Origin of the sequence: Gangjinia marincola (genome assembly GCF_039523415.1) — a bacterium.
In the GTDB taxonomy this organism is placed as follows: domain Bacteria; phylum Bacteroidota; class Bacteroidia; order Flavobacteriales; family Flavobacteriaceae; genus Gangjinia; species Gangjinia marincola.
On the sequence record NZ_BAAAFG010000015.1, the window covers coordinates 158,674 to 171,727 of the forward strand.

General features: G+C 36.5%; 11 protein-coding genes. 2 read left to right on the forward strand and 9 right to left on the reverse strand.

All coding sequences use genetic code 11. The features are described 5' to 3' along the window. Nucleotides 1-2,178, reverse strand: coding sequence for a S9 family peptidase (locus ABD000_RS08560; RefSeq protein ID WP_343766020.1), 2,178 nt, complete (start codon nt 2,176-2,178; stop codon nt 1-3). Nucleotides 2,179-2,368: 190 nt separating this feature from the next. Between ABD000_RS08560 and ABD000_RS08565 the strand changes: the two genes are divergently transcribed. Together ABD000_RS08565 and ABD000_RS08570 are read left to right on the forward strand one after the other, a co-directional pair. After that, the gene (locus ABD000_RS08565; protein WP_343766023.1) at nt 2,369-3,688 is read left to right on the forward strand and encodes a hydroxymethylglutaryl-CoA reductase, degradative; all 1,320 of its coding nucleotides are present in this window, start codon (nt 2,369-2,371) and stop codon (nt 3,686-3,688) included. Beyond that, entirely contained in the window at nt 3,681-4,598 is a 918-nt protein-coding gene (locus ABD000_RS08570; protein ID WP_343766026.1) for a GYDIA family GHMP kinase, read from the forward strand. Before ABD000_RS08565 ends, ABD000_RS08570 begins: the two co-directional genes overlap by 8 nt. 8 nt (nt 4,599-4,606) lie before the next feature. Here ABD000_RS08570 and ABD000_RS08575 read toward each other — a convergent pair whose 3' ends face one another. The 8 genes from ABD000_RS08575 to ABD000_RS08610 all read right to left on the reverse strand — a co-directional run bounded on the left by ABD000_RS08575 (nt 4,607) and on the right by ABD000_RS08610 (nt 13,022). Continuing rightward, on the reverse strand, nt 4,607-5,287 hold the full coding sequence (locus ABD000_RS08575; RefSeq protein WP_343766028.1) for a DUF6624 domain-containing protein: 681 nt from the start codon (nt 5,285-5,287) through the stop codon (nt 4,607-4,609). 103 nt (nt 5,288-5,390) lie between these two features. Further along, the gene (locus ABD000_RS08580; protein ID WP_343766031.1) at nt 5,391-7,505 is read right to left on the reverse strand and encodes a peptidylprolyl isomerase; all 2,115 of its coding nucleotides are present in this window, start codon (nt 7,503-7,505) and stop codon (nt 5,391-5,393) included. Nucleotides 7,506-7,597: 92 nt separating this feature from the next. Further along, on the reverse strand, nt 7,598-8,887 hold the full coding sequence (locus ABD000_RS08585) for a hemolysin family protein (RefSeq protein ID WP_343766033.1): 1,290 nt from the start codon (nt 8,885-8,887) through the stop codon (nt 7,598-7,600). After that, nucleotides 8,884-9,090 carry a hypothetical protein gene (locus tag ABD000_RS08590; protein WP_343766035.1) on the reverse strand — a complete coding sequence of 69 codons (207 nt, stop codon included), beginning with the start codon at nt 9,088-9,090 and terminating at the stop codon, nt 8,884-8,886. Before ABD000_RS08590 ends, ABD000_RS08585 begins: the two co-directional genes overlap by 4 nt. Beyond that, nucleotides 9,083-9,667, reverse strand: a complete 585-nt coding sequence (lptC, locus tag ABD000_RS08595) for an LPS export ABC transporter periplasmic protein LptC (protein ID WP_343766038.1) — start codon at nt 9,665-9,667, stop codon at nt 9,083-9,085. The genes ABD000_RS08590 and lptC overlap by 8 nt, the downstream gene beginning before the upstream one ends. Before the next feature lies 1 nt (nt 9,668). Then, entirely contained in the window at nt 9,669-11,033 is a 1,365-nt protein-coding gene (locus ABD000_RS08600) for a hypothetical protein (RefSeq protein ID WP_343766041.1), read from the reverse strand. 19 nt (nt 11,034-11,052) lie between these two features. Continuing rightward, nucleotides 11,053-12,288, reverse strand: coding sequence for a BamG family beta-barrel-assembly machinery protein (gene bamG / locus ABD000_RS08605; protein ID WP_343766044.1), 1,236 nt, complete (start codon nt 12,286-12,288; stop codon nt 11,053-11,055). Beyond that, entirely contained in the window at nt 12,285-13,022 is a 738-nt protein-coding gene (locus ABD000_RS08610; protein ID WP_343766046.1) for a type III pantothenate kinase, read from the reverse strand. Before ABD000_RS08610 ends, bamG begins: the two co-directional genes overlap by 4 nt. Nucleotides 13,023-13,054 lie beyond the last annotated feature (32 nt).

Consider the following 13,054-nt stretch of genomic DNA (forward strand, 5'->3'; position numbering starts at 1 on the left):
TTATAAGTTTTCTTTGATAAAATTGGTCATTTTTGTGTATAAATGGAGTCGTGTATTGCCTCCGTAAATTCCGTGATTTTTATCGGGATAAATCGCCCAATCAAACTGCTTATTCGCTTGAATTAAGGCTTCTATCATCTGCATGGTATTTTGCACGTGTACGTTATCATCTCCAGAACCATGTACAATTAAAAAATCCCCTTTTAATTTATCAACATGGTTGATGGGTGAGTTTTCATCGTAGCCGCTTGGATTCTCCTGTGGGGTCGTCATATAACGTTCTGTATATATCGTATCGTAAAATCTCCAACTTGTTACCGGTGCCACTGCAATCGCCATTTTAAATACATCATTCCCTTTAAGCAGGCAATTTGCCGCCATAAAACCACCGTAACTCCAGCCCCAGATTCCGATTCGGTTTTCATCAATGAAATCCATCGCACCTAATTGGCGTGCAGCTTGAATTTGATCCTCGACCTCAAACTTTCCCAGTTCCTTTTGAGTAACCTTTTTAAATTCGGCTCCTTTGAGTCCGGTACCTCTTCCATCCACACAAGCCACAATATACCCTTGATTCGCTAGCATTTGATACCAATAATCATTGGCAGAAGCAAAACTGTTAGATACTGATTGAGATCCGGGACCGGAGTACTGGTACATGAACAATGGATATTTCTTAGTCGGATCAAAATCTGTCGGTTTGATCATCCACATGTTGAGCTCATTACCATTTACATTGATGGTTGAAAGCTCTTTCTTGCTTAGGTTATACGGCTTCAACTGGTTAATAAGCGCTGAATTGTCTTTTATTTTTCGGATTAATTTTCCGTTTTTTCCGGAGTGCAAGGTGTATTCAGGTGGATTTTTTACACTCGTGAACGTATTAATAAAGTAACTAAAGTCGCTACTAAAATCTGCGCGATTAGTTCCCGTTCTTGTTGTAAGACGTACTTTATTGCTTCCGTTAGCATTAACAGAAAAGACGTCTCTATTGGTTGAACCATTCTCGGTACTTTGAAAATAAATTCTACCTGTCTTTGGACTAAATCCATAGTAGTTGGTTACTTCCCAAAGTCCCTTAGTTACTTGGTTTAAAAGTTTTCCTTTCTTATTGTAGTGATAAATATGATTCCATCCATCCTGTTCACTTGTCCAAATAAAGCTATTGTCATTTAAAAAGGTAAGATTATCAGTTACATCAATATATGCCTCATCTTTTTCAGACAAAACTATCGTGGGTGTCATCGTCTTGGCATTCACAAAAATCAAATCCAGTACGTTTTGATAGCGATTCATCGCCTGTACACTAAGCACATCGTTTTCATTAGTCCATTCAATACGCGGTACATATTCATACTCCTTCAAGAGATTTACTTCATTTATCTTTTGGCTTGACAAATCATAGAGGTGAAGGCTTACATCGGCATTTTTCTCCCCTGCCTTGGGATATTTAAAGACAGATTGAGAAGGATACAAATCTTTTCCATAGTTACCGTACATGTCCATGGAAAACTCTGGAACATTGGTCTCATCAAATTGAAGAAAAGCCAGTTTGGTTCCATTTTTATTCCAATCAAACGCACGAACAAAGGCAAATTCCTCTTCGTACACCCAATCAGTAATTCCATTGATGACTTTGTTGACTACTCCATCATTTGTAACTTGGGTAGTTTGTCGTAAGCCAACATCAAAAATGTATAAATTATTTTCAAAACCGTATGCCACTTTTGTTGCATCTGGAGAAAACGTAGGTTCCTGTATTTTTCGATCACTTACTTGGATAAGTTTCTTAGATGCTAAGTCGTAGATAAAGTAGATACCGCGGCTGGATCTACGGTAAATTTGCTCTAAATCAGTGGCTAATAGGATACGATTCTCATCCTCGCTCATGCGATAAGCACTAAAGAAATTCAATCCGTCAATATCTGCGGTCGTTAGAATGGTTCTGGTCTTTTCTCCTGTTTCGTAGCTGTAGGCTTCTATGCTCATCGTTCGCGTCGCACGATCAGATTCCTGCACCACATATTCTTTTCCATTATCAAGAGATCGTAATGATTGCAAACGCTCCTGTCTAAATACACCTCCCCAAATTTCTTCTAACGTGAGCTCTTTTTCCTGAGCAAAAGTGACTGTAGTGATGAGGAAAATAAAAATTCCGCGTAAAAAAGATTTTATCATGAAGTTTGCTTAAAATTTTGCCAGCCAAGTTTACTGAAAATTCCTCATAATATAGCTGGTTTAGCTGTTAAATCTAAAGAATATGTTAAGTAAAGATGCTTTCCATCTCAATCCATCTATTTTGTACTAAATATTTAGATACATAAACAATTCTGCGGTTGTATCTTTGTATCTTAATAGAGATGTATTTATGACCAAGCCTGTCAACGGTTTTTCTAAGTTCACCAAAGAAGAAAAAATCAATTGGCTCATCACCAATTACCTTCAGGATTTTCCCAATGCTTCTAAAATTCTACGTCAATATTGGAATGATGATAAGGAACTCCAAGAACTTCATGATGAGTTTATAGAAAACACCATAACAAATTATTACCTGCCACTAGGAATCGCTCCTAATTTTTTAATTGATGATACGCTCTACGCCATCCCAATGGCGATTGAAGAGAGCTCTGTCGTGGCTGCGGCAAGCAACGCTGCAAAATTTTGGTTGAAACGAGGTGGATTTAAAGCCGAAGTGATTTCTACTGAAAAAGTTGGTCAAGTTCATTTTATGTATCAGGGAAATAAAGAAAAGCTTAAGACTTTCTTTAAAATACACAAAAAACACTTTTTTGATGATACCGAAGCTCTCACAAAGAATATGAGAAAGCGGGGTGGTGGTATTACTCATATTGAGCTGGTTGATAAAACCGAAGCCTTAGCAAATTACTTTCAGTTGCACTGTACTTTTGAGACCAAAGATGCAATGGGAGCTAATTTTATTAATTCCTGTTTGGAACAGTTTTCTAAAACCCTGGTCGAAAATGCTCAACATTATTCTGATTTTTCTTCTAAAGAAAAACAGATCGAAGTAGTAATGAGCATTCTCTCTAATTATGTTCCTAACTGTTTGGTGAGAGCCAGTGTTTCCTGTCCTGTTTCAGAATTAAATTTTAAGGACTATAAAGGCAAAGAGTTTGCTGAAAAGTTTTGTCAAGCAGTAAACATCGCCCAAGTAGAACCGTACAGAGCCGTTACTCATAATAAAGGCATCATGAATGGTGTTGACGCTGTAATACTTGCAACAGGAAATGATTTTAGAGCTGTTGAAGCGGGGGTTCATGCGTATGCTGCAAAAGATGGTCAATACCGTAGCTTAACCGATGCAGAAATTGATGAAGATGGTATCTTTCATTTTTGGATTGATTTACCACTAGCACTGGGTACTGTTGGAGGATTAACAAGTTTACATCCCTTAGTCAAAATGGCAATGCATGTTCTAAAAAATCCAAGTGCCAATGAACTTATGAAAATCGTTGCTGTTGCCGGATTAGCACAAAATTTTGCCGCCTTAAAATCGCTCACCACCACTGGAATTCAAGAAGGCCATATGAAAATGCATCTCATGAATATCATGAATCAATTTGATGCAACTTCTATAGAAAAAGACCAGCTTATTCAATATTTCACAAAACATAACGTGAGTCACAATACCGTGGTGGAACAACTAAAGCAACTTCGTGGTGAATAAATTTTACAGTAATGGTAAATTATTACTCACCGCAGAATATCTTGTGCTTGATGGCGCAACCGCTTTAGCTATTCCCACAAAAAAAGGGCAGTCTTTAGCCGTAAATAAGTTAAATGAACCTATAATTAAGTGGAGTAGTTTTCTGCATGATCAAAGCCTTTGGTTGGAAGTCATCTTTAGCTTTGAAGACAAAATCATAACCTTGAGAGATGAAAATCCATCAAAAGAGGTAAAGCGTCTCTTTGATATTTTCAAAACAATGTATGCAATGAATGATCGTGTCTTTAAAAGCTCAACCGGCTGGGAGTTCATTTCAACATTACAATTTCCTAAAGACTGGGGCTTAGGTTCATCCTCTACATTGTTAAATAATTTTGCCCAGTGGGCAGAAATAGACGCTTATGTGCTTCTAGAAAAAACCTTTACAGGTAGTGGTTATGACATTGCCAGCGCAAAATATAATCATCCTATCTTTTTTTCTTTACAAGAAAAAAAGCCCGTAGTGGAGAGCGTAAATTTTGATCCTATTTTTAAGGACAAGCTTTTTTTTGTTCATCTTAATCAAAAGAAAAGTAGTCGTGAGGCTATTAAATATTATCGCAGCCAACCCATAGAAAAACGAGAAAAAGCTATAACGCAACTGACAGCATTAACCAAAGAATTTGCTCAATGTCATTCCTTAGCGCGTTTCAATGAAATTATCATTGATCACGAAATCATCTTATCTAATTTTTTAAATCTAACTACAGTAAAGGAACGTTTGTTTAAAGACTACTCCTATGGAAGCATTAAAAGTTTGGGAGGATGGGGTGGTGATTTTATATTAGCAACAGGAAATGAAAACGCCCGTACGTATTTTAAGAAGCGTGGTTATCCTACCGTTGTGGAATATTGTGATATGGTTTTATGAGAATATTCTTACTGGTTTATCATTTTTTGTGCAACTTCATTAGCCTTTATATAGTCTTTATTATACTGATCTAAACTCCAAGACATTTGAAAAGATTGCTTTAGGTATTCCTCCATCGTTGGAAGACCTACACTTTTTCGTCTTTGGTTCACCCCATCTGGATCAATTAAAGGAGCTACGTACTTTATTCCTGTATTTTGATCGATGACAACCTGGCTGCCGTAAATTTGCTTCTCACCACTGCGCAAAGCAATTCGGTCTTCTAAGATAGCTAAGTTTGACGGAAGTATTTTTTTATCCTCAACTGCTTTTTTAATTAATGGCAGATACTCACGTTGCGTCGCAATATCAGCATGTTGAATGACTAAAAAAATGGTTTGATTTCCTTGGTCAGTGAGATCATTTGGCCAGCCATATCTGTCTAAAATAGCCTTTATTTTATTTAGGTTGTCAGCATCTGTCCTCTTCATTTTAGTGACTAACGCTATAAACTCATCAGTTTGTAATTTCCCTTCCTTTTGCATTTTCATGATCTCAAATCTAATCGTTTGATCATGTGTATAAATCGAATCTAATTCAGTTTGAACATCCTTAAGGGAATTTGTTTGCGCAAGAGCAACGAAATGTAACCCTATCAATGTCAAAAAAAATATATGTTTTAATCTGATCATGATGTTATTAATTTTCAAAAAGACTTCATTTTATTACATATGTTGCATATTATTATCACGTCTAACATAAAAAAAGCCCTTTTAAAATTAAAAGGGCTGATTAGGTGAATATCTTGATTTTCTAATAGAATTTAGCTCTATTATCTTCGATTTCAATCGTCTTTTTTAATGCATTAACCACATTATTCGTAACTGCTGGTGTTGTACGCTTGTTAGTTTGTTGTACTGCATAGACTTGGTAGTTATCCAAACCAGGAGCAACAGTTTTCTTAACAACTTTCACTTTATAGACACCGCGAGTACCTTCAATAGCATTACTCATTTCTCCTTCTTCTAGACCAAAAGCAACTCCTGCAACTTTTGGTTCAAATCCAGACCCTGATAAAGACGGGTTTGTTAAGTTGAGGGATTTGGACTCCTTAATATTAGCACCTTCGTCCTTAGCAATTTCTTCAAGACTCTTTCCTGACATACGCTTTTTAAGTAGCTCTGCTTTTTTCTTATTTTTTAAAATAGGTGTAACCAAAAGTGCAGCATCATCAGCATTTTGTGTGCCTTTTTCTTTAGCCGCAGAAACTTGTGCAACAACATACCCGCCATTGACATCAAATCGCTTGATATCTCCAACCTTAGTTTCTTCGTTAAAGGCCCACTGTACAATATTACGCTGCGCGCCTACACCTGGAATATTCTCGTCTAAAGATTTCACTCCTTTAACCGGTCTGGCTTTATATTCTTCTCCTAAAGCCTCAGTAAAACCGTCTTTCTTCGCGCTCATCTCAAAAGATGTCGCCTCTGTAAAAAGGTCACTGGTTGTTTTTTCTGAAGATTCAATAGCTCTAGAAACCGTTGCAACTTTAAGTGCTTTTTGTAAATTCTTTTGATCGGTAATATTAATGATATGGTACCCAAAAACTGTTTCGACTAAATCAAGGTCTCCAATCTTATTTTCAAAGATATAGTCATTAAATTCTGGAGCCATTCTACCATATGCTGTAAAGTCTAGATCACCGCCTTTATCTTTATTAGAACTATCGTCACTAAATTGAGGTGCCAGTTCTGCTAGTTTACGTTTATTCGCTTTTACTATATTGAAAAGGCTATCCGCTAATTGTTCAGCTTCTTCTTTAGTACGCTCTGCTTGAGAACGCACTGCGCCCTGATATGCAATTAAGATATGACTTGAACGAACAGAATCCGGCAATTGTTTAGTTTCTACGATTCTAGATACGTTCCAGCTACCGTTGTCTTTATACGGACCAAATAATGCTCCTTCTTCAAGTGCGTAGATAGTATCTGCAAATGCTCTAGGCAGGTCTTTTTTAAATTTAAATCTACCATCATACTTCACATCAGAATATTCATTAACAAATGACTCTACGTCACCAACATCAACAAAGCTTTGAACTGTATCATTGAGTTTTGTTACATCATTATACTCTATTTTATCTTTTAATACGCTCTCAACGCCTGCTTTTGTTTGATTATCATCGTCTAACGAAGGCTTATCTTCAAAATAAACGTATTGAATATCTCGGGTTGCTTCAGCTTTGTAGCGCTCAACATTTTTTTTAAGGTATGCTTCAATTTCGGCTTTAGTAACTTCTACTTCCTCATCATTGATGGTATCGTATCCCAATTGTACATATTCAATGTCAACGCTGCTATTCTCTAATTGATAGGCTTGCTCCCCTTCAAAGAGTGTCGCTCCAATTCCGGCCTTGATCATATTAAAATAAATCTGTGACTTGGCATTAGTCGCTACGTTCTCTTCATATTGCAACCAGCTTTGATAGGCTTCTGGCGAAGTAGCTTTAAGTGTACTCACGTATTCTCTTAGTTTATTTTGATCGAATATGCCTGCTTCATTTGAAAAATTGGGGTTCCCTGCTAATTGCTGTTGTAACATCGCATTTATCTGCGCTTCACCAACTTGAATTCCTAATTCTTCAAATTGATTTTCTAATACTAACTGCCGTACCGTAGCATCCCAAACACGATTTACTGTTTGCGTTGTTGAACCTGCTCTACCTCCCTGGTTAGCAGCTTCAACCTGGCGTGCAAACTCTTCGCGAGAAATTTCTTCATCACCTACTAACCCAATTAGGTTGCCTGACTTTTCTGAAATAGCTCCACTATTTCTAAATAAATCTGCCAGGATAAACGCAAAGAGAGCCAATGCGATTACCATGATTAATACAAAGGAACGTTTTCTGATATTATTTAAAACTGCCATTGATCTTTTGTTTCTTTTATAAGGTGGGCGAAAATAAGGTTTTTATAGCAATATTAAAACCCAAAAAAGAGGAAATATGTAGTAGTCAAGTTTTACTGATCAGCTTCTGGAATTCTTACGGTGACCAGTTCAATTTTAGTATTGGATACTTCTTCGATTTTTATTCGAATTTCCTGAATATTAACTTGTTCACCTTGCTGTGGAATTTCTTCGGTGTGATCAACAATCATTCCGCCCAGTGTTTCATAATGTTCACTTTCTGGCAAATCTAATTTGTAAGTTTCGTTGATATAATCCACTTCAAGCCGTGCTGAAAATCTATAATGATCATCTGCCAGTTTCTCTTCAATTAATACGACCGCATCGTGCTCATCTTCAATTTCACCAAAGAGTTCTTCTACGATATCTTCAACAGTCATCATCCCGCTGGTACCACCATATTCGTCGACCACCACAGCGATGCTTTTACGCTTCTTCGTCAACACGTCAAGCACATCTTTAATGAGCATTGTTTCTGGCACAAAAACAACAGGGAGCAGTATTTTTCCAAGTTTTTGGGGACGGTTGAACATCTCAAATGCATGGATGTATCCGATAATATCGTCGTTTGACTCTTTAAATATTAAAATCTTAGATAAGCCGGTCTCAATAAATTTTTGGGTAAGTTCATCAGGCGGAGTATGGATATCAACCGCGACGATCTCTGTTCGCGGTATCATGACCTCGCGGGATTTTAATTCTGAAAATTCTAAGGCATTTTGAAAAATCTGAATTTCACTATCAACCTCATCGGTTTCTTCTACCGTTTGCATTTGCTCTGTGATGTAATTTCCTAGTTCAACTTTGCTAAACGAGAGCTGTACATCATCGCCTTTTGTTTTGAACAGCACTTTAAGTACTACATCTGATATCCAAATAACAAAACTTGAAATTAGCCCAAAAAGGACATAGAAAAAATAGGCAGGTAATGCAAAAACCTTTACTAAGGTGTTGGAATATACTTGAAAAAATACCTTCGGAAGAAACTCTGCCGTCAGCAAAATAACAATAGTGGATATGATGGTTTGCGTCAATAAGGAAAGATCCCTAATAACGTATTCTATAATGACCGAAGAAGTTTCAATGCCGCTTAACCAATGCATTAATACATCGCCCATATAAAATCCATAGACCACTAAAGCAATATTATTGCCCACCAACATGGTGGCTATAAATTTAGAAGGCTTTTTGGTGATTTTTTGTAAAATCTTTGCCAGAAAATCATCCTTCTTTTTTTCTATTTCAATGTGAATCTTATTTGCAGAAACATAAGCAATTTCCATCCCCGAAAAAAATGCCGAGAATAAGAGTGAGGCGATTATAATGAGGATTGCCGTAGTCATTGACCTTGTTGTTCGCGTTTACGCTTTTCAAATTTTTTTCTAAATCTTCTTCTAAAGAAAAACAAAAAGGTAAATAGTACTGTGAAAAACATGAAGATATAGACACGATCCTGATCCACACCCCAACTACGAACTACTTCTACGATAGAAAGAATAGCAAACACTATATATGCATATTCAAAAAACTTAAGGTATCTATTCATTTTCTTCTTCTTGGTTCTCTTTATCTTCTACGATCTGTATACCTACATTAGATCTGGAATTAAAAGTATCAAAGGTTTCGTTAGCATCAAAGCCTTCTCCTTTATTTCGTGCACCGTTAGAAAAGGTAACTTCATAGGGAACATCTGTAAAGACCCAATTTTTTGATTGATTCCAATAGAGTTGATCTGCATTGAGTACTACGCTATCACTGGTCGTAATCACGACATCTCCTTGTAAATCAATCAAATCTTTACTGTCATACACGATGGCATAATTTGATTTAATTGTGGTTTTTTTTCCATCTTCATCAAAAAACTCCACAAATACTCCATCGGGAAATTTTCGATACGGAAAATCCTGGTTGGTATAATCCAACAATTTTTCGGCTTTTAGATTAACCAGTACCTTACCACTATCTGTATATACTAAGAAAATCCCTTTACCTGAAGTTTGAGGTCGATCTTGACCCAATTCCCAGTTTTTAACTTCGCTGAGCTTTCCCGTACATGCAAAAAGCATCGTAGTGATCGTAATCACTACAATGCTTTTTAATGCATATCTAGATATTAGATTCATTTTATAAGTTAGGCACGCGAATTTTTTCACCAATCCAACATCCAATATTTATCGTTTTGCCTGCCATGTTTTCCTGAAAGATATCTGCCTTACTAGGTGCTTTAGCACGGTAGTTTGCAATAGACTGGTTTGCCGTAGACTTTAGCGAAGGCTTTACTCGCGCTGCTCTAGCTGCATAATCTGCCGCTAACCAGTAAACAGATCTTTTCTCAAATACAGTATTACCACAGTTGTTAGCACTCAAAGCATACATGTTTGCGATCTGCAAATAGGCCTCTCCCTTAGAAGGCTTAATCGCTAATTGCTTTTGATAATAGGTTCTGGCCTTACCATAGCTACCTTGTTTTTTATAGATCCCAGCCATTCTTCCATAAATATCCGCTTTTTTACTCTCATCTGTTTGTAAATCTGCCGCTTGATTATAGTAATCTAGTGCTGTAGATCTCTTACCATCTCTATTTGCTAATACTCCAAGATAAAGTGCTGATTCTGCCGAAGGTTCTACATTGTGTAGTGCCTGTACTAACTTAAAGAATAATGGGTCTTCACAATCCTTTGAATTCAATCTACCCGCAGCACGTCTTAACCATTCTACATCAGTCTTTTTGTTTTCAAAATCTTTTTCATAAAGTGGGATTAGGTTTTCGCAATCAGCACGCTGTCCTAATTTACCGTTGATACCACCACTTACCTGATCATAGTTATTTAGATAAATCTCAGAATTTTTTAATGTTCTTTTTTCCTTTGACGTTAAAGTAGTGCCCGCTTCTTCTTTCTCAGACAACATAGAAAGTTGTTTCGCTAATTTTCCTTCTTCATTTTCGATCTTTTCAGAAATACCATCATAAAGGTCAAACACTTCTTGAAGCTCTTTTTTGCCCGCATCATAAAGATCAACCATTAACGAAAAATATGTATATAATGCTTTAGGACTGTTGAAGTTTTCCTTGTCCTCTTTCCAGGCTTTTGCAAAATGGTTAAATTCCTCTTCTTTAGTACCTATGTTATTGTCAAACTCGACTTGTGCTATTTTAGAAAGATAATCCCCTTTTTTTGTTTTTGCAGGGAAGTGCTCTAATCTTAATTCGTAGTTTTTGATTAAGTCTTTTGCATATTCTGTCGCTTGAGAACCATCTGAGTTTTTGATGTAATGCTTAAACATTTGTTCCCCATATTGATAGGTTGCCATACTTGTTGCAGGACATTTTTCTATCAATTTTTTATAGATCGGTAATGCCGCATCGTAATTCTTCACTTTAGCACTTTCACTAAAAATGGATAATGTCACATTACAATCTTCTTGTGCGCTTGTAGGTACGCTTATAGCAACTAGGGCTAACACTACTAATAACAATTTTGTTTTCATGGTACTTATGTTAGTCATATTAATTAAATTTTCTTTTTTGAAACCATCTATCATTAAAGGATAAACTTAAGGATACATTTACAAACTCTTCAAAAATTAAACCAGAAAGATTTGTTCCTCGCTGACCGTACTCAACCGTGAGGTTGGTATTTGCGAATGTTTGTCCAGCGGGTAGACCTAGTCCAAAAGATATGCCAAACTCATTAATGTCCTCTCCATTGATCACTAAACCAGATTGTTCATATCTCGCTCCCGCACGGTATACGATGCGTTTGAAGTAATTTGTAATGTCATTAAATTTCGGGATAAAGTATCCTCCAACTTTTACACTATTCCCTGTGGTAAATGTTGGTTCAAAATTAGGATTGAATCCAGAATTAGCATTAAAACTTCCCTCTCCAAGAAGTGTAAATTCTGCTCCGGCGAACCATTTTCTTGCTTTACCTATCCCTGCGCCAAGACTTAATTTAGAGGGAAGAGTAAGATCTGTATCATCCAATTGACGTTCATCTTCATCAGTCACTCCTTCTATATCATTGATAACGACTACAGTTGCCGTATTTTTTATATTTTCAGAAGTTAAGGAAGCTTCTGGGGCAAAAGAAACGCTGGTGTGAAAATCGAATCCTTTTATCGTTTTTTTGTACTGGGCACCAAAGTTAAATGATAACCCGCGTAAATCTGATCGATCGATTACACGTGTTCCGTATAAAATATCTTCAATAACTGTTATTCTTCTGTTTTGAATGTTTCCAAAGTTATAACTTGTCTCAAATCCAATAGTAAGATCATCATTTATAGCATATCCTGCACCCAGGTACAATTTGTTCAATCCTCCCTCTCCCGAATATTGATTACTGCCATCTGCATTACTAATGTCATATCCAACAGCAGTGGTAGGAATGAGCCCAAATCCAAAGCCCAACTTACCAGCAGAAAATCCCAATGAAAGATAATTTAGTGAAGTATTAGAACTGGTCTCTGTTACGTCTACCTGCTCCAGAGATAATTCTTTGTGTGTAGCGGCGACAGTAAATGTTGTTAATTTGAGACGCCCATATCCTGCGGGGTTTTGTAAATTTAAATGTATGCTATCTGAAAATATGCTCAATCCACCCATGGCACGATTTTCTGCGGTGCCTTTAAATTTTTGAAGGCCAACTCCAAAAAAGGAGTAAGGTGAAGATGATCGCTCTTGTGCTACACTGTTTAAGGAGCTACAGATGATAAAAAGCACTATTATTTTTTTGATCATGAATTCGTATTGTATGCTAAAATGTGATTTAGACCTTCCAGTAAAAAATTTGAGGTGGCAAATATGCTATTTTTTAAGTTTTTAGACAAAAAATGCTGGTCTCCACCGGTCAAAATCACTGTTAAATCCTGATATTTTTCTTTGTAGGCGTTAATAACCCCTTCTATTTCAAATAAAACTCCGTTTAAGACTCCGCTTCTCAGGCTTTTTTCCGTTGAGTTTCCAGTCAATTTGACAGTTAATTCTGCAATGTGATCTACTAACGGTAATTTACCAGTGTAATTGTTTAGCGCTTTAAATCGCATCAAAATTCCCGGCGAAATAGCTCCTCCTTTATACTTTCCCTCTGCAGTAAGAATGTCATAGGTAATGCAGGTGCCCGCATCGATGATTAAACAGTTTCTATTTTCGTAGGTATAAAACGCATTCGTAACCAAGGCAATTCGATCTTTACCTAATGTTTTTGGGGTTTCATATTCATTTTTAAATGGAACCAATGTATCAGAGTCTAAATAGAATACTTTTTCAATTGTAGGAGGCATTTTAAGTAGCTCATCATGTTTTTTAACCACACTGGAAACAAGTGCAAATTTAATTAAGGGGTATTTTTGCTGTACATTACTAACGACTGCATGTAGTTTAATTATGTTGCAGGTTTCTTTATAAATCAGCGTATTGTCTTTAAATACTCCTAGTTTTACACGCGAATTCCCTATGTCAATGACCAGATTCATTTCTTTGGATTAAGGGGTCAAAACTACGAAAT